23 protein-coding genes, 1 tRNA gene and 1 pseudogene are annotated in these 18,852 nt (G+C 71.6%); 13 read left to right on the top strand and 12 right to left on the bottom strand.

Annotation, left to right across the window (positions count from 1 at the left end):
• Positions 1-394 precede the first annotated feature (394 nt).
• From DKT68_RS31800 to DKT68_RS06725, 7 genes and pseudogenes are all read left to right on the top strand, one after another.
• Positions 395-1,066 (top strand): hypothetical protein, encoded by a 672-nt coding sequence (locus tag DKT68_RS31800; protein ID WP_236646755.1) that lies wholly within the window; start codon positions 395-397, stop codon positions 1,064-1,066.
• A gap of 91 nt (positions 1,067-1,157) precedes the next feature.
• Positions 1,158-1,514: a hypothetical protein gene (locus DKT68_RS31795; protein ID WP_236646754.1), complete on the top strand. Its 357-nt coding sequence runs from the start codon at positions 1,158-1,160 to the stop codon at positions 1,512-1,514.
• Between the two features lie 913 nt (positions 1,515-2,427).
• Positions 2,428-3,441, top strand: a pseudogene (locus tag DKT68_RS06740) (APC family permease); the annotation flags it as partial.
• 18 nt (positions 3,442-3,459) lie between these two features.
• Positions 3,460-3,693, top strand: coding sequence for a hypothetical protein (locus DKT68_RS31790; RefSeq protein WP_236646753.1), 234 nt, complete (start codon positions 3,460-3,462; stop codon positions 3,691-3,693).
• Between the two features lie 102 nt (positions 3,694-3,795).
• Positions 3,796-4,122, top strand: a complete 327-nt coding sequence (locus DKT68_RS31785; protein WP_236646752.1) for a GNAT family N-acetyltransferase — start codon at positions 3,796-3,798, stop codon at positions 4,120-4,122.
• 230 nt (positions 4,123-4,352) lie between these two features.
• The gene (locus DKT68_RS06730) at positions 4,353-4,661 is read left to right on the top strand and encodes a hypothetical protein (protein ID WP_236646751.1); all 309 of its coding nucleotides are present in this window, start codon (positions 4,353-4,355) and stop codon (positions 4,659-4,661) included.
• Positions 4,654-5,472 (top strand): aminoglycoside phosphotransferase, encoded by an 819-nt coding sequence (locus DKT68_RS06725; RefSeq protein ID WP_109816551.1) that lies wholly within the window; start codon positions 4,654-4,656, stop codon positions 5,470-5,472. The genes DKT68_RS06730 and DKT68_RS06725 overlap by 8 nt, the downstream gene beginning before the upstream one ends.
• 215 nt (positions 5,473-5,687) lie before the next feature.
• On the opposite strand, the gene DKT68_RS06720 is transcribed toward DKT68_RS06725, so the two are convergent.
• Both DKT68_RS06720 and DKT68_RS06715 read right to left on the bottom strand, forming a co-directional pair.
• Positions 5,688-5,759 (bottom strand) — tRNA-Val (locus DKT68_RS06720).
• 50 nt (positions 5,760-5,809) lie between these two features.
• Positions 5,810-6,391 (bottom strand): TIGR02611 family protein, encoded by a 582-nt coding sequence (locus DKT68_RS06715; RefSeq protein WP_407940697.1) that lies wholly within the window; start codon positions 6,389-6,391, stop codon positions 5,810-5,812.
• A gap of 294 nt (positions 6,392-6,685) precedes the next feature.
• Here DKT68_RS06715 and DKT68_RS06710 point away from each other — a divergent pair, with 294 nt between their 5' ends.
• A complete protein-coding gene (locus tag DKT68_RS06710; protein WP_007457244.1) occupies positions 6,686-7,117 on the top strand; it encodes an SsgA family sporulation/cell division regulator in 432 nt (143 codons plus the stop codon).
• Between the two features lie 116 nt (positions 7,118-7,233).
• Here the strand turns inward: DKT68_RS06710 and DKT68_RS06705 are convergent, their stop codons facing one another.
• On the bottom strand, positions 7,234-8,010 hold the full coding sequence (locus tag DKT68_RS06705) for a glucose 1-dehydrogenase (protein ID WP_109816571.1): 777 nt from the start codon (positions 8,008-8,010) through the stop codon (positions 7,234-7,236).
• Between the two features lie 207 nt (positions 8,011-8,217).
• Between DKT68_RS06705 and DKT68_RS06700 the strand changes: the two genes are divergently transcribed.
• Positions 8,218-9,210: a helix-turn-helix domain-containing protein gene (locus DKT68_RS06700; RefSeq protein WP_109816549.1), complete on the top strand. Its 993-nt coding sequence runs from the start codon at positions 8,218-8,220 to the stop codon at positions 9,208-9,210.
• A gap of 7 nt (positions 9,211-9,217) precedes the next feature.
• Complete coding sequence (locus DKT68_RS06695; RefSeq protein WP_007457237.1) at positions 9,218-9,673, top strand: RrF2 family transcriptional regulator; 456 nt, start codon at positions 9,218-9,220, stop codon at positions 9,671-9,673.
• A 45-nt stretch (positions 9,674-9,718) separates the two neighbouring features.
• On the opposite strand, the gene DKT68_RS06690 is transcribed toward DKT68_RS06695, so the two are convergent.
• The 7 genes from DKT68_RS06690 to DKT68_RS32625 form a co-directional block, all read right to left on the bottom strand.
• Positions 9,719-10,330, bottom strand: a complete 612-nt coding sequence (locus DKT68_RS06690) for a malonic semialdehyde reductase (RefSeq protein ID WP_109816548.1) — start codon at positions 10,328-10,330, stop codon at positions 9,719-9,721.
• 76 nt (positions 10,331-10,406) lie between these two features.
• A complete protein-coding gene (locus DKT68_RS06685; RefSeq protein ID WP_109816547.1) occupies positions 10,407-10,967 on the bottom strand; it encodes a flavin reductase family protein in 561 nt (186 codons plus the stop codon).
• Positions 10,964-12,298, bottom strand: a complete 1,335-nt coding sequence (locus tag DKT68_RS06680) for an LLM class flavin-dependent oxidoreductase (protein WP_109816546.1) — start codon at positions 12,296-12,298, stop codon at positions 10,964-10,966. Before DKT68_RS06680 ends, DKT68_RS06685 begins: the two co-directional genes overlap by 4 nt.
• An 11-nt stretch (positions 12,299-12,309) precedes the next feature.
• Entirely contained in the window at positions 12,310-13,176 is an 867-nt protein-coding gene (locus tag DKT68_RS06675) for an ABC transporter permease (RefSeq protein ID WP_109816545.1), read from the bottom strand.
• The gene (locus tag DKT68_RS06670) at positions 13,169-14,098 is read right to left on the bottom strand and encodes an ABC transporter ATP-binding protein (protein ID WP_109816544.1); all 930 of its coding nucleotides are present in this window, start codon (positions 14,096-14,098) and stop codon (positions 13,169-13,171) included. Before DKT68_RS06670 ends, DKT68_RS06675 begins: the two co-directional genes overlap by 8 nt.
• A complete protein-coding gene (locus DKT68_RS06665) occupies positions 14,095-15,126 on the bottom strand; it encodes an ABC transporter substrate-binding protein (RefSeq protein ID WP_109816543.1) in 1,032 nt (343 codons plus the stop codon). The genes DKT68_RS06670 and DKT68_RS06665 overlap by 4 nt, the downstream gene beginning before the upstream one ends.
• A gap of 132 nt (positions 15,127-15,258) precedes the next feature.
• Complete coding sequence (locus DKT68_RS32625; protein ID WP_354993610.1) at positions 15,259-15,336, bottom strand: putative leader peptide; 78 nt, start codon at positions 15,334-15,336, stop codon at positions 15,259-15,261.
• Positions 15,337-15,584: 248 nt separating this feature from the next.
• Here DKT68_RS32625 and DKT68_RS06660 point away from each other — a divergent pair, with 248 nt between their 5' ends.
• Entirely contained in the window at positions 15,585-15,764 is a 180-nt protein-coding gene (locus DKT68_RS06660) for a DUF4236 domain-containing protein (protein ID WP_109816542.1), read from the top strand.
• A gap of 82 nt (positions 15,765-15,846) precedes the next feature.
• Here DKT68_RS06660 and DKT68_RS06655 read toward each other — a convergent pair whose 3' ends face one another.
• Positions 15,847-16,737, bottom strand: a complete 891-nt coding sequence (locus DKT68_RS06655) for a hypothetical protein (RefSeq protein ID WP_109816541.1) — start codon at positions 16,735-16,737, stop codon at positions 15,847-15,849.
• A gap of 24 nt (positions 16,738-16,761) precedes the next feature.
• Positions 16,762-17,283: a VOC family protein gene (locus DKT68_RS06650; protein WP_109816540.1), complete on the bottom strand. Its 522-nt coding sequence runs from the start codon at positions 17,281-17,283 to the stop codon at positions 16,762-16,764.
• A 49-nt stretch (positions 17,284-17,332) separates the two neighbouring features.
• Between DKT68_RS06650 and DKT68_RS06645 the strand changes: the two genes are divergently transcribed.
• On the top strand, positions 17,333-17,794 hold the full coding sequence (locus DKT68_RS06645; RefSeq protein WP_109816570.1) for a MarR family winged helix-turn-helix transcriptional regulator: 462 nt from the start codon (positions 17,333-17,335) through the stop codon (positions 17,792-17,794).
• 57 nt (positions 17,795-17,851) lie between these two features.
• Positions 17,852-18,852: tetratricopeptide repeat protein (locus tag DKT68_RS06640; protein WP_236646750.1), on the top strand; the 1,001-nt coding region annotated here is incomplete at its 3' end.

Here is an 18,852-nt window from a genome sequence, read left to right as displayed (position 1 = left end):
GTCAGCTGGATCCCCGCCGACGCACACACCACGGTCGCCGCCGAACGGGGCGGGACCATCGAGCTGGCCGAGTCCGCAAGCGACCCCCGCCGCAACGGGACGACGGAACGAGCCTACGAGCGGCGCTACGACGCGGGCATCGCGCAGGCCGGGCGCCCGAGGCGGAGAGCGTGCCCTTGTGCTGCGGTACGAAGCCGCCCGGACGAACCGGTCAGCCGCTGATTCTCGCCTGCCAACTCTGCAGCAGCTCCCCTAACTAATTACCGCGGAGACGAGTTCGACAGGGCACGGTCCGGCACCCACCTGCGATTGGGGCAAACCAAACCAGGGCAGTCCCGCCCGCGCTGAACATGCGAGACTTCTGGAGCGCAACGGATTCGGGGAGGGGCGGCGGGTGGTTGATGACGCGCCGACGCTGGTCCACCTGTCGAAGGTGCTGCACGGTCTTGCCGAGAACCCGGCGCTGCCGGCCAGCTTGGTCCGCCGCTTGGTGCGTTACCGGCGCGGCTTCGGTCACGTCGCCACACGCGCCGACCTGACCCTGGACCTGATCGAGGAGATCCTCGCCTCAGATCATCACTGGTTGCTGCATTCGCTCGCACTCAACGGCCAGTTGCCGAACGCCGTCCGGATGCGGCCGACCGCCCACGCCGATTCAGCCATCCGAGCTGCCCTGGTTGTAGGCGCCCAGGGCGCACCCCGCGAGCTGTACGAGCGACTCATCGGCGATCCGGACACGCGGGTGCGGGATTACCTTGCCGAACACGACGACGTACCGACCAATCTGCTCGCCCGGCTCGCCCGGCTCGCCAGGGACCCTGACCCGAAAGTCCGCGCCACGCTCGCACTGGTGGACGCAGGCACCCGAGGCGGCCCGGCGGATCCTACTCACCGACCCCGTCGACGAGGTTCGCGCGGCTGTCTGCTCGACCTACTACGCGCGGTCACCGCATCCAGTGCCGCCCCCCGACCTCGTGACGGGACTGCTCTCCGACCCGGTTACCCGCGCCGGAGCCGTACGCCACGCGCTCCTGACCCCGGAACTGGCCGCACGGCTGGCCGGTGACCCCGACTACCAGGCTCGCCGGCAGGCCGCCGAACACCCGCAGCTCCCCCCAGCGGTGCGGGATCTACTTGCCAGAGATCCCAGCGCGAACGTGCGCATAGGAGTCCTCGGCCGCCGGGACACACCCGAGCTGACGCGCCACCGCATCTATGACGACATCCAGCAGGGCGAGCGCCCGCTGACCGACCTGCTCACCGACGAACTCGACGACGACGCACTGTTGCAGCAAATCGAAGACCACATGGCCGTTAGCGAGTTGCGGTACCTGCGGCTCGACTGGGTCACCGCCGACCCGCTGCCGTACGTGTCCTCGCCGTACATCTACTTCCGTCGCTCCGCCACACAGAGCCGGGCGCTGCCGGCCGACGCCGTCATCCGGCTACTCAGCGACGATGACAGCGGCGTACGCACGACCATGGCCACACACGCCCGCACCTGGTCGACCTAGCCACAGCCGAACGCATCGACCGTGAGTCTCGTTCGGACAAGAAAACAAACTGGCGGCCGGCCGACAAGTTCACCTTTCCACCACAGACCCTGCGCCGGCTGGCCACCGACCCGGATCCACGGATGCGATGCCTGGCACCCCGAGATCTAGACCTGCCCGTCGAGCTGGCCGAACGCCTGGCCACCGATCCCGACAGCGTGGTTCGCCACGCAGTCGCCGGGCATCCGAACCTACCGGTCCACGCCCTGCTCGCGGATCCGAGCGAGTGGGTAGCGCACGCAACCGCCGCGGCACCGACGAGGCCAGTGGCCGAAATGGATTGGCTCCTCACCCTCGCAGGCGTCTGACCGGACAGCTCGGCCGACCGAGGCGATTTGAACCCACGAGAACCTCTTGTCGAGCCTCCTTCAGCGCTTGTCATTGCTTGTCAAAACCCCTTGTTACCAACAGTAGCCGAACCAAGCTTGCCACCGCTTGCCGAAAGCGATCGATGAGCTGCAGAGACACCGCCGAGGGCTCATCGCTCCTTGTCACCCTTCGTCAACAATGGGCGGGGTTTTCGAGGGGTACACGGGGCCCCACACAAAACCCCGCCAGGTCTGATCGCCCCCCGCTGGCCCTGGCACCGTGCCGCGCCCGCCTCACGACATGCGTACTGACTGAACCTGCGGCAGCCCTTCCTCCGCCAGTACAACCGTTACCGGAACCTCACGCGACGGTGGCCTCTCGATGCTGTCCCGCAACGACCGGTGCACTGGGCACTCGCACCACGGCTGCAGCGGATCCGCACACCGGTTGCGCAGGAGCGCGTCGGGGAGCAGGAGTCGCCTACTTGGCACTACCGGGGACTTGCCGCAGCCGATCGGGCCCGAGCAGGGCGACCGCTCCCCCGGCCACACGTCGAGGCAGGTCCCAGGTCCTGGCGGTCATGCTCGTCGCCGAGTGCGCCGTCGCCCTCGTCTTCGACGCGGTAATGGTCGGCCACCCCGCCAGCGGGACAGTCACCTTCGACACCCTCGCCCCGTCGCACATCTTCACCGCCGGAATCGGCGCCGCACTGGTCACCGCGGTCACAGGTTTCGTCGGCTTCGAGGGCACCGTCGTCTTCAGCGAGGAGACCAAGGACCCGGGCCGGACCGTACCGCGTGCAACGTACATCGCCGTGGCGATCACCGGTCTGCTCTACGGCCTGTCGGCGTGGGCCATGTCCGTCGCCACCGGTCCCGACAGGATCGTGGAAGCCGCCCGCGCGGACGGGACCGATCTGATCTTCAACCTCGTCTCGCCGCACCTCGGCACGAGCGTCATCACGATCGGCCGCGTCCTCTTCATCACCAGTCTGTTCGCCGCACTGCTGTCGTTTCACCACACCGTTGCCCGCTACCTGTTCGCCCTCGGGCGTGAACGGGTGCTCCCCGCCGCGCTAGGTCGGACCAGCCACCGCACCGGCGCACCGAAGGTCGGCTCGATCATCCAGAGCTTCATCGCGGTGGCCGTAATCGTCGGCTACGCGATAGCGAACGCCGACCCGATCATGCACCTCTTCTTCTGGATCACTGTGACCGGTGGCCTCGGCGTCCTGGCCCTGATGACCGTGACCTCTGCCGCGGTGGTCGGATACTTCGCCCGGATCAGACACACCGAGGGGCCTTGGCGGGCCCTCGTCGCGCCGCTGATCGCCACGATCGCGCTGACGGCAATCCTCGCCGTCACCGTACAGGAGTTCGACACCCTCCTCGGCGTTCACCCACACTCGCCGCTGCGCTGGCTCTTCCCGGCCACGTACGCCATCGTCGCCCTCCTCGGCGCAACCTGGGCACTGATCCTTCGCACCGCCAAGCCGGACGTCTACAACGCCATCGGCCTCGGGGCGGAGAGCGCAACCGTGCTCCTCCGCAGCCCTGCCGCCCTCCCGCAGCCGGCCTGATTAGAGCTAGGAGTGATCATGACCGACATCAGCACCAGCGTGACGGTGCGCCAGGCAGGCCACGGCGACGCGGAGGACTTGATTTCTGTCCTCGCCGAGGCGTTCTTCGACGGACCCGTAGCCGACTGGCTGGTCCCTGACCACAACGACCGCCGCGCCGTCTACCGCCGGTACTTCGAGCTGGTCCTGAACCACGGCCTCAACCACGGCCACGTCGACACCACCGCAGACCTGTCCGCCGTCGCGATCTGATACCCGCGCCCCGAACCCCCGCCCAATGGCTCACTGGAGCATCCGGCTGCGCTGGAAGCGGCCACCGGGGTGTACGCGCCAAAGTTCGCTCTCCTCGACGCGGTGTTCGAGGCGTTTCACCCAAGCGAGCCACACCACTACCTCGCCTACGTCGCCGTCAACCCCGAGCAGCAGAACCGCGGGGTGGGCGCCGCGTTGCTGAGCCATCACCACCGCCAGCTCGACACGCTCGGCATGCCCGCTTACCTGGAGGCCAGCAATCTCCGTAACCGCGAGCTTTACATCAGACTCGGGTACCGGGCTGGGCCGCCGATGATCCTTCCCACCACCGGTCCGACGATCTGGCGGATGTGGCGCGGGCAACCGAATACCGCCGGGCCGGTCGCCTTCCCCGAGAGCGGACCACTGCCCCGCCGCCGGTCCCTATGACCTTCGCAGTAACGACCCTCCTCGAAAGGGCAGCCCGGGAATCCAGCCACGATCGGTGCCAGTGGGCCCGGCTATGAAGGCCGCTCACAGTCCGAGCCGGGTAAAGGTTCTCGCTGCCCACCTTCGTGCGGTCTCCCAGGTGCCGGTGCCAGTTGTCATGGCCGCGCTCGCCGACTTGATCGAACAGCCTAAAGGCGTACGCCGGTCGCCTGGACAGGGCCGACTTCGGAATGCTCCCGCCGACCGACGAGCGCTACCAGGTCGTCCAGACCCAGCCGGTCGACGCTGTTCGGCATGCCGTCCTCCAGATCATTGAGCCCAACACTGCCGCCAGCAAGGAGATCGTGGGCCACTACGTACACCACCGTCCGATCCTGACCGAGGCCATGCAGGACGGCATCGCCATCACCTACACACATGCGGCGCTGCGCGAAACCAGCTACCGGGTCGACATGGAATTCTGGGGTGGCGAGGCCCAGTCCTGCGGCCGCCGAACCCACCTCAACCGGGCAAGTAGCAAGAAGAGGTGCGATGCGTAGCGATTGGACCGCTCTGCCGGAGAGTGTCACGGCAGGGATCGCCGAACGGGTCGGCGGAACCTATGACGTCGCCCAGGCTTCCAGTGGCGACCACGCTGAGGTCGCCTCGACGGTGACTGGACCAGCCGGACAGATCTTCGTCAAGGCTGCCTCCGGCGAGTTGAGCGTTCGGTCGCTGCGCTACGAACTGGCGGTAACCCGGGCCATCAACCGGCACCCGCCCGCAGTCCTGTGGCAGTTCGAATCCGATGGATGGCTGGTGGTGGGGACCGAGCATCTTGCCGGTCCCCACCCCGACCTGTCTCCCGACAGCACGGATCTCAATCTGCTCCTAGCCGCACTGAAAGCACTTCAGGAGACGCCGGCGCCCGGCGAGACGTGGTTCACCCCCGCAGCCCGGCTCGGATTCGCGCACCCGGCGATGGACGGCGAGACACTTATCCACTCCGACCTCAACCCGACCAACTTGATCGTGACGCCGCTCGGCCTACGGATCGTCGATTGGGCGTGGGCAACCAAGGCCGCCGCATGGGTCGAACTCGCGTTGCTCGTCCCATGGCTGATCGGTAGCGGCCACAGCGCCGAGCAGGCAGAAGAGTGGATAGCGCAGCTTCCCGCCTGGACCGCGACTGACCGTCAGGTCTTGGACGACTTCGCGTCAAAGAACGCAACAAAGTGGGCCGCCAAGTCCCGGCAGAAAACCGAGCGCTGGGTACGCGACCTCGCAATGTGGACCGGCGAGTGGGCGTATCACCGGACCGACGGCCATCAGTCAGCCTGCGAGTCACAGCGCGGAGGCACCCTCTCGTGATGTGGGCGCCGGTAGCGGTAGGACCAGCTCCTCAACTAGCCAGCAGTCCCCACTCGGGGCTGCAAATCAGGTCACGCAACCGGGCGGGTCCATGCCGGTCCGAACCCAGAGCCAGCCGCGCTGCTCCCAATCTGCTCCCAATGTAAGCCGCGCATACGGCGTAGCCCGTTACCGACTACGCCGGCAACGGGCTACTGACCTGCACGAACTGAGAGTGGGCGATGCTGGTATCGAACCAGCGACCTCTTCGGTGTGAACGAAGCGCTCTCCCACTGAGCTAATCGCCCTCAGCGCCCCTGACTCTACCCGATCGTGGAACCAGACCGGAAATCCGGGGTCAGTGCGTCGCGAGGTACCGCATCGCCTCGGCGACCACGTCGATGCCGAGGCTGAACTTGAGCGACAGCCAGACCACCACGCCCACGAAGACCACGCCGACGGAGCCGAGCACGACTCGCACGGGCAGTGACTGCCGTCTCACCCACTGCGTCCAGCCGTGGACGTGCCGGCGGGTGAAGCCGAGCAGCCGGCGGGCCCAGTGGTACTCGACGGCCCAGATGCCGAGCCCGGCGATGACGAGCAGCCAACCCGGCCCGGGCAGCGGGATGAGGGCGATGCCGATGGTCACGACGAGCGCGCCGGCGATCGCGATGAAGATCTTGAGGGTGATCCGGCCGGTGGGGTTGGCCCGGATCAGGTCGAGGGTGGTGGTGACGCGCTCCCGCCAGCGGGGGCGCCGCGGCGGGTCGGCCACGACGAGAACGCCGCCGGCACGGCCGGCGTCACCGGCGTTGGGGCGATCGGCGTCCGTCGTCGGTCGACCGGGCCGTTCGGGCTGCTCCGTTGGCACTGCGTACCCCCGCTTTTCGGCTGTTCGGACCCCGACGTTCGGCGGGCCGGACGTCGTTGCCGGATCCACTGAGGATCGCTTCGTAACCATTTCACCCCCCAGTGTCGCTCGGGCCCGTCACTGCAACGGCCGACTGGACGTTACCGGAGTAAGTCGACGACTGAACCACCCGATGCCGGGCGGGATCACGCACTGGGCAGAACCGGAAATCCTACATGAATGCTCACATTCACGCGGCCTTTCCGTCCCCCTTCCCACCACTGGGTGAAGTCAGCGTATGGCGGAGCGTAGCCAGGAGTAGCACCTGAGTATGGGAAAAGCGGGACACGCGCGTTCCGCAGCGGTGCCGGGGGGAGAACGTCCATGAGTGTCATCCGACCGACGACCGTAGAGGTCGAGACGTCGCTAAGGCTCGTCGCGCCTGACGCCACCGCTTTGCCGGTGCGTGCCAGTCTGCGTTACGACCCTGCTGACCCGTATGCGGTCCATGTCCTGTTTCATGCCGAATCTGCCGGTGGCGAGGCGGTGAGCTGGTCCTTCGCCCGCGAACTGCTGGTCACCGGCCTGGACGAGCCAGCCGGCATCGGGGATGTGCGGGTCTGGCCCTGGGCCACCCCGCGCGGCGACTTCGTCGCGCTGGCCCTGTCGTCACCGGACGGCAACGCCCTCTTCGAGGTGCCGCGCAGCGTCCTGGTGCGTTTCCTTCGACGGACCTACGTCGTCGTCCCGCGCGGCCGGGAGGCCGAGCACCTGGACGTCGACACGGCGGTGAACCGGCTGCTCGCCGGTCGCTGACCACCGCCCGACCGGGCAACACCGGCCAGTATCGGGGCCGCGCGGATCTGCCGAGTCCGCGCGGCCCCGGCACACCCGGGGGTACGCGGACACGCGCGCCCCGGGTCGGCCGGTGCTCAGCCGTGCGTGGTGATGCCGCCGTCGACCGGGATGACCGCGCCGGTGAGGTACGCGCCGGCCCGCGAGGACAGGTAGATGGCCGTGCCGGCCATGTCCTCGGGGCGCCCGATGCGGCCCAGCGGCACCTGCTGCTCGATGCTGGCCCGGCTCGTCGGGTCGTTCAGCGCGAACGCCATCATCTTGCTCTCGAACGGGCCGGGGGCGATCGCGTTGACGGTGATCCGCTCGCCGGCCAGCTGGTGGGCCAGGCTGCGGGTGAGCATGTGCACGGCGGCCTTGGTGGCCGAGTACGCGTACACCTCCATCCAGGGCACCCGAATGCCGTCGATCGACCCGATGTTGATCACGCGGGCGGGGTCGTCGGCGGTGGCGGCGGCGCGCAGCGCCGGCAGCAGCGCGGTGGTGAGCCGGAAGACGGCCTTGACGTTGACCGCCCAGAGCTTGTCGAACGCGGCCTCCGGGTAGTTCTCCAGCGGCGCGCCCCAGGTCGCGCCGGCGTTGTTGACCAGCACGTCGAGGCGGGGGAAGCGCTCCTGGACGGCGGCGGCCAGCGACTCGGCGCCCGCGTCCGCGCCCAGGTCGGCGGGGATCGCCTCGCAGCGGCCCTCGGCGGAGAGGTCCTTGGCGACCGCCTCGCAGACGTCCGCCTTGCGGGACGAGATGATCACGCGTGCGCCGGCCCGGACGAAGCCCTGGGCGATCATCAGGCCGATCCCCCTCGACCCGCCGGTGACCAGGACCGTCTTGCCTTCGACCGAGAACAGCTGCGTCATGCCCATCCCATCGCGAGTCGGCGGGTCCGCCGGTCCGGCGGGCGGCCGGCGCTGCGCCGGGCGGCCCGACGACCGGACGGCGCTACCGCCGGGTAACGTAGCCCGGCCGCCGGGATCACGACAAGCCCATGGGGTACGCGATCCCCCGCACACGAGCACCGTCGGTCGGGATGCGGTGACCTGCGGTTCGGGCTACGGTCGCAGGCGATGCTCTCTACCGGTCCCCTCCCTGCGGCAACGATCGGAACGGCGCCACCCGTCCCCGACGAGATAGTCACGTTCGCGCTCGCCGACCTGGCCCGCGACCGGGGCTGGCGCCGACCGGTGTTCGTCGAGCGGGAGCTGCTCATCCTCACCACCCGAGGGCACGGCGACGCCGAGCTGGACTTCCACCGGCTGCCGTGCCGGCCCGGCACGCTGCTGCGGGTCCGCGCCGGCCAGGTGCTGCGCTGCGCCGGCCCGCAGTTCGACGCCACCGTGGTCGGCTGGGCTTCCGAGGCGCTGCTGGGCCTCGACGTCGACCCGGACGCGCCGCCCACCTGGAGGCAGCTGGCCGGTGAGGACGAGGACGCGGTGATCAGTGAGGTGAGCCAGCTGGCGGTGGACTGTCAGCGGCACCGGGACACCCCCGCCGGCCGTGCCCTGCTCCGCCACCAGCTCGCCGTGCTGCTGCTGCGGCTGGCCCTGCCCGACTCGGACCGGTCGGCGGCCCGCCCGGAGGCGGAGACGTTCCGCCGGTTCTGCCGGGAGGTGGAGCACGGTTACCAGCACACCCGGCGGGTGGAGGACTACGCGGCCGCCCTCGGCTGCTCGGTGCGGACCCTGACCCGTGCCTGCCTGGCCGTGACGGGGCGCAGCGCCAAGCAGGTCATCGACGAGCGGGTCGCCTTGCAGGCCGGCCGGCTGCTGGCCGCCACCGACGAGCCGATCGCCCGGATCGGCCGTCAGCTCGGCTTCTCCGAGCCCACCAACTTCGGCCGCTTCTTCACCCGGGAGCTCGGGCTCAGCCCCGGCGCGTTCCGGGCCGCCCGCGACCAGCCGGCGGCCGCCCGGGTGGTCCGGCCCCGCCCGCCGACCGAGACGTCGGGCGCGAATGCCGGCCGGTTCCGCGCCGGCGGCCCCGGCGAACCGACCAACGGCGGTCACGCGACGCGACCCGGACAGCCCGCCGGACCAGGTGGGAGCGCGGGCCGGGCATGATGGCAGGGTGCAGATCTCCGCGCGCGGCGACTACGCGGTACGGGCGGCGCTGAGCCTCGCCACCGCGTACCCTTCGCTGCTGTCCACCCAGGCCATCGCCGCGGAGCAGGACATGCCCCGCAAGTTCCTGGAGGCGGTGCTGGCCGATCTGCGCCGGGCCGGCATCGTCCGCGCCCAACGCGGCGCCGAGGGTGGCTACACCCTCGCCCGCCCGCCACGCGAGGTGACCGTCGGCGCGGTGCTGCGCGCCGTGGAAGGACCCCTCGCCGGGGTACGCGGCCTGCGCCCGGAGGAGACCCGGTACGAGGGTGCGGCGGAGAACCTGCCCGGCCTCTGGGTGGCGGTCCGCGCCGCAGTCCGGCGGGTGGTCGACGAGGTGAGCCTCGCCGAGATCGTCAGCGGCCGGTTGCCCGCCCACGTCCGCAAGCTCACCGCCCTGCCCGACGCGTGGGAACCCCGCTGACTCAGGAACCCCGCTGAGCCGGCGCCGCGCCGAGCCGGCGCGTGGTCACAGGGTCCGCACCACCTCCGGGGTGCTGAGCCGGGGCAGCCGCTCCCGCCAGGCGTCGGGGCCGGGGTGGCCCAGGTTCAGCAACAGCAGCGCCTCGTGCCGCCCGTCCGGAAAGAACTCCCCGGTCACGCCGGCGGCGTCGAACCCGGCCATCGGGCCGGCGGCCAGCCCCGCCGCGCGTACGCCCACCAGCAGGTAGCCGATCTGGAGGGTCGCGTTGAACCGGGCCTGCTCGGCCCGCGCCGCCCGGTCGGTCAGCCAGTCGCGGGCCTGCGGGCGGTGCGGAAACAGCTCCGGCAGCCGCTCGTGGAAGTCCACGTCGGCGGCGAGCACCGCCACCAGCGGGGCGCTCGCCGTCTTGGCCCGGTTGCCCGACGAGACGTACGGCAGCAGCCGGGCGCGGGCCGCCGCGGAGCGGAGCAGCAGCACCCGCAGCGGCTGGCCGTTGTACGCGGTGGGCGCGTACCGGATCAGGTCGTGGATCGCGGTGACCTGGGCGTCGGTGACCGGCTCGTCGGTGAACGTGTTGGCCGTGCGGGCCGCCCGGAACAGCAGGTCCTGGGCGACCCGGTCCAACGCGAGCAGGTCCGGCGCGGCGGGTGCGCTCACGCCGGCACTCCGCTTCGCTGCATGCCGGCGCGAGGCGCCACGCTGCTGTGCCCCATGGTTCGCTCGCTGCGCTCGCTCACGCCGGCACCGGCGTGGTGTACCCGCCCTTGTGGTGCACCAGCGGCTCACCGTCGCCGCCGTCGCCCAGCGCCAACGGCTCGGCGATGACCAGCGTGTGGTCGCCGGCCGGCACCCGGTGCACCACGCGGCAGAGCAGCCGGGCCAGCACTCCGGTCAGCAGCGGCACCCCGAAGGGGCCCGGCGTCCAGTCCGGGTACGCGGCGAACCGGTCGATGCCGCTGGTGGCGAAGACCCTCGCCGCCTCCCGCTGCCCGGCGGCCAGCAGGTGCACCGCGACGTGCTCGGCGCGGGCCAGGACCGGCCAGCTCGACGAGGCCACCCCGAGGCAGAACGACACCAGCGGTGGGTCCAGCGACACCGACGTGAACGAGGTGGCGGTGAACCCGGCCCGGATCGGCGCGCCGACCCCGCCGAGGCAGGCCGGATCGGTGCCCCGGGCCACCGCGGTGACCACGGTGACGCTGGTTGCCTGCCGGCGCAGCAGCGCGCGGAACAGGTCCGGATCCACCGGTAGCAGTCCGGCCGCCTCCGTGGGGGAACGCTCCACGGTGGTCACGCCGGCACCAGCGTCGGCGCCGCGTACGTGCTGGCCGGTCGGGGCAGGCCGTAGTGCTCGCGCAGGGTCCGCCCGGTGTACTCGGTGCGGAACAGCCCGCGGGCGCGCAGCAGCGGCACCACGTGGTCGACGAAGTCGGCCAGCCCGCCGGGCAGGTGCGGCGGCATGATGTTGAAGCCGTCGGCGGCGCCCCGGGTGAACCACAGCTCGATCTGGTCGGCGATCTGCTCCGGGGTGCCGGCGACCACCCGGTGGCCCCGGCCGCCGCCGAGCCGGCCGATCAACTGCCGGATGGTGAGCCGTTCACGGCGGGCCAGCTCGGTGACGAGTTGGTAGCGGCTCTGGTGGGCCTGCACGGTGCCGGCGTCCGGCAGCTCCGGCAGCGGCCCGTCCAGCGGCAGGCCGGTCAGGTCGATGCCGAGCATCCCGGAGAGCTGGGCGAGGGCGTAGTCGGGGACGATCAGCTCCTCCAGCTCGTCGGCGAGGGCCCGCGCCTCGGCTTCGGTGCCGCCGAGCACCGGCGCGATGCCGGGCAGGATCTTCACCAGGTCGGGGTCACGGCCGACGGCGGTGACCTGCCTCTTCAGCTCGGTGTAGAAGCCCTGGCCGTCGGCGAGCGTCTGCTGGGCGGTGAAGACCGCCTCGGCGTACCGGGCGGCGAAGGCGATGCCGTCCGGCGACGAGCCGGCCTGCACCAGCAGCGGCCGGCCCTGTGGCCCACGGGGGATGTTCAGCGGGCCGCGGACCTGGAACTCCGGCCCGCGGTGCGCCACCTCGTGCACCCGGTCGGTGTCGGCGAACACCCCGGTCGTGGTGTCGAAGACCAGCGCGTCGTCCTCCCAGCTGTCCCAGAGCTTGATCGCCACGTCGACGAACTCGGCGGCCCGCCGGTACCGGTCGGCGTGCGCGGGGTGGCTGTCCCGGTTGAAGTTGACCGCCTCCCGCTCCTGGGCGGAGGTGACGATGTTCCAGCCGGCCCGGCCGCCGCTGAGGTGGTCCAGGGACGCGAATTTGCGGGCGGTGTGGAACGGCTCGTTGTAAGTGGTGGAGACGGTCGCGATGAGACCGATGTGCTCGGTCACCGCGGCCAGCGAGGCGAGCAGGGTCAGCGGCTCGAAGACGGCCTGGATGTTGTGTCGGGGGTTCGGCCCGACCGAGAGCCCGTCGGCGAGGAAGAGCGAGTCGAGGGTGCCGCGCTCGGCGATGCGGGCCAGCTCCTGGAAGTGCCGTACGTCGGTGACCCGGCGCGGGTCGGTGCGGGGGTGCCGCCAGGCGGCCTCGTGGTGGCCGACGCCCATCAGGAACGCGTTGAGGTGCAGGGTACGGGTCATTGGTGTCTGTCCTATCCGGCGGAGACGTCGACGCGCCAGGTGGAGAAGCGGCGTTCGAGGGCGACGAGGAGCTGGTTGACGACCAGGCCGATGGCGGAGATCGTGATGATCCCGGAGTACATGTCGGGGATCGCGAAGTTGTACTGCGCGTAGTTGATGAGGTAGCCGAGGCCGGCCTTCGCGCCGACCATCTCGGCCGCGACCAGCACCAGGATCGAGTACGCCCCGGCCAGCCGCACTCCGGTGAAGATCGTCGGCACCGCGGCCGGCAGGATCACCTTCTGGAACAGCCGCAGGTGGTTGAGCCCCATCGAGCGGGCCGAACGGATCAGCAGCGGGTCGACTCCCTTCACCCCGGCGATGGTGTTGAGCAGGATCGGCCAGGAGCACGCGTACAGCACCAGGGCGATCTTGGAGGTCTCCCCCAGGCCGAGGATGAGCACGAAGACCGGCAGCAGGGCCAGCGCGGCGGTGTTGCGGAACACCTCCAGCAGCGGGCTGAGCAGCTCGGCGAGCGGCCGGTACCAGCCGATCAGCAGCCCGAGCGGGATGGCGGTGAGCACGGCCAGGCCGAGCCCGGCCAGCGACCGGGTGAGGCTCGCACCGACGTGCTCGGCGAGCTGACCGCTGCGCAGCAGCTCCCACCAGGCCACCAGCACCTCCGACAGCGGAGGCAGGAAGACCCGGCCCACCAGCCCGAGCCGGGGTGCGCCCTCCCAGATCGCGGCCAGCGCGGCGATCGCGACGGTGCGGTGCAGCACCCTCCCGCCGACGGCGAACAGCCGGGCGGTCAGCCGGGGTGCGGCGGGGTCGGCCGCCGCGCCGGGCACGGCGGGCGGGGCCGCCAGCCGGGTGGGACGTTCGGCGATGTCAACCAACGCGAGCCTCCTCGGTGTGGGCCGCTGCCGGCGCCGCGCGCCGCGCGTCGGCTCCGGCCACGACGGGGGTACGACCACCGGCTCCTCCGGTGTGGGCGGTGCGGCTGCCGGCGGCGCCTTCGGCGGCCTGGGCGGCGCGCACCTCGTCACGCAGCAGCGTCCAGATCCGGTGCCGGTGGTGGCGGAACGCGTCGGTGGAGCGGACGTCCTCGACGGCGTCCCGGTCGCCGAGGTCGATGTCGATGACCTCCTTGATCCGTCCGGGCCGGGACGTCAGCACCGCCACCCGCTGGCCCAGGTGCACGGCCTCGTCGATGCCGTGGGTGATGAACACGATGGTCTTGCCGGTGCGGGCCCAGATCCGCACCAGCTCGTCCTGCAACGAGTCGCGGGTCTGCGCGTCCAGCGCGGCGAACGGCTCGTCCATCAGCAGCACGTCCGGGTCGTACGCGAGGCTGCGGGCGATGGCGACCCGCTGCTTCATCCCGCCGGACAGCTCGTGCGGGTAGCGGTCGGCGAAGCCGCGCAGGCCCACCAGGTCCAGGTGGTGGTCGATCAGGTCGGCGCGCTCGGCTCGGGGCACCCGCTTGGCCTCCAGCCCGAACGCGACGTTGCCGGCGGCGGTGCGCCAGGGCAGCAGCGCGTACTGCTGGAAGACGATGCCCCGGTCCAGGCCGGGGCCGGTCACCGGCCGGCCGTCGACGAGCACCTGCCCGCCGGTCGGCTCGGTGAGCCCGCCGAGCAGGTCGAGCAGGGTGGACTTGCCGCAGTCGCTCGGCCCGACGACGACCAGGAACTCGCCGGGGCGTACCCCGAGGGTCACCTCGTGCAGCGCGGTGACCGCGCCGGCGGCGCCACGCCGGGTGGCCCGGACCGGGAAGGTCTTGCTCACCCGGTCGAAGAGGATCTTGTCGGTACTCACGCGCCGCCCCCGTCCACGAAGGGGTTGAAGCGGTTGGTGTAGATGTCGGCGGGCTTCGGCCGGTCGCCCCTGAGCTCGCCCTCGGCGGCGAGCCAGTCGATCCAGGTGCCGAACTCCTGCTCGCCGATCACGCCGCCCCGACCGGCGACGCCGCTGCTCTTCCAGTACGCGACCAGCGACGGGTCCTCGTTGCGACCGCGCTTGGCGATGATGTCCCGCATCCGGGCGACCACGGTCTCCCGGGGCTGGGTGCGCGCCCACTCGATGGCCTTGCCGACCCCGGTCACGAACGCCCGGACGGTCTCCGGGTTGCGTTTGATGAAGTCGTCGCGGAAGACGTAGGTGCCGGCGCTGAACGCGCCGAGCAGCTCGTGGTCGGTGAAGACGGTGCGGACGCCGCCGCCGGCGACCGCCTTGTCGCGGATCACCCCGCCGAGGACCGCGACGTCGATCTGCTTCTGTCGCAGCGACTGCTCGGCGTTCAGGGGAGGCAGGGCGACCAGCTCGACCTGCCTGATCTCGGCGGGGGTGAGCCCGCCGCGGGCGAGCCAGGTCTTGAGCACCGCCTCGGCGTGGGCGCCCAGGGTGTTCATGCCGACCTTCCTGCCGATCAGGTCCCGGGGGCCGCGGATCGGGCTGTCGTCGAGCACGTAGTAGCCCTGGAAGGACTGGGCGTCGGAGCCGTAGTAGCTGACGACGGCGGTGATCGGGGCGTTGGCGGCGGCGAGCTTGACGATGGCGCCGTTGAACGCGCCGCCGAAGTCGCTCTGCCCGGTGGCGGTGGCCTGGATGTCCTGCGGGCCACCGGTGACGTTGCCGATCCAGTTGAGGCGGACGTCGCCGAGGTAGCCGAGGTCGGCGGCGAGTTCGGGGAGGGTGACCTGGCCGACCGAGCCCTGGTAGCGCAGCTCGGTGGCCTGCCCGGCGCCGGCCTGGGCGTCGCCGCCGCAGCCGGCGGCGCCGGTCAGCAGGGCCAGCGCGGTGACGGTGGCGAGGGTACGCAGGACGGCACGACGGGGTGGGGACATGGGGAGACTCCTGGTCTGTCCACGATGGGGGTGCAGGACGCCCGGCGAGGGGCGCGGAGGCACGCCGCTCCGCGATGAGCGGACGGGCGGTGAGAGTGCGGCGATGGAGCCGAACCGGGTGGACCGGTCAGCTCAACAGAGCGCGCTCGCGTGCCGGACCAGGTCGACGTGCACGCGAGCGGTGAGGAAGAGCTCGTCCCGCTGCGACATGACCCCATGCTGCCGGCGGCGGGATCGCCCGGTCAACGCTCTTCCAGAAGGTGAGATTCGTGTCTCTGACTATGTTACGAGCCGCCACCAGCAGCGTTTACCGCCGCGCAACACCTATCTGCTGAATAGGAATTACCGCTCGCGCCGACCCACCGTCCAGACCGGACGTCGAGTGGGTTTCGGAATTCGCCGGTTCGGGCATGTTCGATCTCGACACGGCAGGGAACGGTGACGAGGGGAGTCCTCTGATGGGCCTCATGTTTCGCAAGCGCAAGAAGATCGGTCCGATCATCCTGAACTTCACCGAGAACGGCTTCTCCTCGTGGAGCATCAAGATCGGGCGTTGGTCCTGGAACTCGAAGGCCAAAGCGCACCGGGTCGACCTGCCGGGTCCGCTGTCCTGGAAGCAGGACAAGTCCCGGTCGTAGCGTCCCGGGAGTCGAGCGGGGTGCCGGTGATTCACCGGCACCCCGCTCGGCTTCCGTGGGCCGGGCACCCGCCAGCGCGCGCTCAGCGCGTCGCGGTGATGACCTCGTCCCCGGCCAGTCGGCCGGCCTCGCGTTCACGGCGCACGTCGCCGGCGTCGACCAGGTCGGTGAGCGCCCGGACAGCGTCGGAGGCGCGGTAGACGGTCGCGGTGAGGGTGTGCCGGCGCAGGTCGGTGACCGGGCGCGGCCCACTGCGGCGCAGCTCGGCCAGCAGCTCACGGGCCAACGGTTCGGGGTCGGGGTCGGCGCTTACGCCGATCGGGACGCCCGCCGGGTCGGCCGGGTCGCGGTAGCCCACGTCGAGGGCCGCGCCGACCGCCCAGAGCGCGTCTCGGACCGCCTCCAGGCTCCGGTCCGAGCGGCTTCCGAAGGCGATCACGCCGGCCGCCGCCCCGTCCGGGAGCACCGGCGCCACCTCGGCGACCAGCGGGAAGCCGGCGGCGGCCAACGCGGCGCCCGCGCTGCTGCCGACGTGCAGCAGCACCTCGCCCGTGCGGCCGTTGGTTGCGGCGGTGACCAGCTCCGGGGTGACCGCTCCGGGCAGGTCCGCGAAGCAGAACAGCGGCGCGCCGGCCGCGCCGGCCGCCTTCACCGCGACCGGCAGCCGGTCCGGGGCGCCGGGCAGCAGGTGCAGGGTGACCTCGGCGGGCAGCTCCGCCTCGACCGGGCCGAGCCGGGCGGGCAGGTCGGCGGCGCCGCCGGCCAGCACCAGCACGGTCACCCGTCGGCCACGCACCTGGTCGGCGTGCGCCGCCACCACCCGCAGCGCGGCCTCCGGGCCACCCCCGTCGACACCGGCCCACGCCAGGGCGATCGTGGCCCGGCGGGAGCGGTGCAGGGCCGCGGGCAGCCAGGTCGTCAACTGGCGGACCAGCAGCTCGCGGAGGAAATCGGTGGTCCGGTCGGTCGACATCGGTCCGTTCTACCCTATGGCCGCTCAGGCCGGGACGGAGATCCCCACCCCGCCCCGGGTCTGCCCGCCGTAGCGCTGCCGCTCGGCGGCCAGGTCGAGCCGGCCGATCCGCTTGCGCGCAGCCAGCGCGGCGTCGTCGAGCCGGTCGGCCGGGACCAGCCAGACCACCTCGAACTCCAGGCCGTCCGGGTCCTGCCCGTAGAGGCTCTTGGTCGTGCCGTGGTCGGAGGTGCCGACCAGCGCGCCGGCGGCGGAGAGCCGCTCGGCGGTGGCGGCCAGCTCGTCGAGGGTGTCGACCTCCCACGCCAGGTGGTAGAGCCCCACGGTGGCCCGACCGGCGGTCGACCGCCCGGCGCCGGCGCCGATCTCGAACAGGCCGAGGTCGTGGTCGTTCGTCGAGTCCGGAGCCTGGAGGAAGGTGGCGCCCCGGAAGCCGTCCGGGGTCATCGCCACCGGGCGGAAGCCCAGCACGTCGCGGTAGAAGGCGACGCTGCGGGCAAGGTCACTGACGTAGAGGACCGCGTGGTTGAGCCGGTGGATACCCATGAACCCAGGCTAGCGCGGTTTAGTTGAACGCTCAACCAAACCGGGTATGATGGCCGTCATGACCCGCTGGCTGGATTCCGACGAGCAGCGCACCTGGCGCGCGTTCCTCACCGCCTCCCGGGCACTGATGGACACGCTCGACCGCGAGCTGCAACGGGACGCGGGCATGCCGCACGCCTACTACGAGATCCTGGTCCGGCTCTCCGAGGCTCCCGACCGCCGGCTGCGGATGAGCGACCTGGCCGAGGCCGCCGGCTCGTCGCGCAGCCGGCTCTCGCACGCCGTGGCCCGGCTGGAGGCGGCCGGCTGGGTGCGCCGCGAGGAGCACCCCACCGACCGGCGCGGGCAGATCGCGTCGCTCACCGACGCGGGCTTCGCCGCCCTCGCCGCCGCCGCGCCCGGCCACGTCGAGGGCGTACGCCGGCACCTGTTCGACGCGCTGAGCCCGGCCCAGGTCGACCAGCTGCGCCGGATCAGCGAGACGCTGACCGAGCACCTGACCGGATCCTGACCGATCGACACCGGCGCGGGTCTTGTACTTACCGTCGTCGGATGAGCACGATGGGGCGTGCCCTCCGGCTTCGGCGAACTGACTGATCAGGCGCACCACCTCGTGTCCGCCGGCGACCTGGCCGGCGCGCAGCGGTTGCTCTCCGACGCGCTGACCGACGCCGACCCCCGTCCGGCCAACGCCACCACCGAGCTGGCCGAGGCGGCCAGCCTCCAGGCGCGGGTGCTGGTCGCCCTCGGCGAGCCGCACTCCGCCCGGGGATGGGCCGCCTACGCGTACGCGGCCACCACCCGGTTGCACGGTCGCTCCGACCCACGCACGGTGGCCGCCGCGGCGACCCTCGCCGCCGTGCTGCACCGCGTCGGCAGCCACTCCCGGGCCGCCCGGCTCTACGAGGAAGTCATCATCGAGCTGACCGCGCAGGACGGCCCCGAGTCGCTGCGGGTGCTCGCCGCGCACGCCGACCTGGCCACCGTCGAGTACGCCCGGGGCCAGTGCACGGTCGCCCGCGACCGTCTCCAGGACGCCTGGGAGCTGCACCGCGAGGTGTACGGCGACGGGCATCCCAGCGGCATCAAGATGCTGGCCCGGCTCGGCGCGATGCAGCGCGACTGCGGGCAGTTCGCCGAGGCGCACGACAACCTGGCGCTGGCCCGCGAGCTGTGCCGGCAGCACCTCGCCGCCGACGACCCGCTCGCCGTGCAGGTCGCGGCGCTGGCTCGCGCGGCGGCCAACCCCGACCACGTCTGCGCCGAGGACCCGCCCACGACCCGGGACAGTCCGGTGGTGCCGGCCGCCCGCACCCCACCACACGAGGGCGCGCCGGTCGAGCCCGGCTACCACCCGTCGGAATACGCCGACCCGGAGGCGGCCGACCCCACGATCGCTGGCGATGAGGCTCTGGCCGCTCACGGGATGGGAGCCGGCGGTGGGGCGGTGCCCAATCCCCGGGTGCCGGCCGACGAACCGGGCGGCCCGGCGGGCTTCCGGTGGCCGCCCGGCCCGGCGGCCGAGCCCACACCCCCCGACACGCCGGTCCCCCCGTCCGTGGTCGGGCT

The sequence above is a fragment of the Micromonospora acroterricola genome, from assembly GCF_003172955.1.
Lineage (GTDB): Bacteria > Actinomycetota > Actinomycetes > Mycobacteriales > Micromonosporaceae > Micromonospora > Micromonospora acroterricola.
This window is presented reverse-complemented; position numbering and strand designations above follow the sequence as displayed.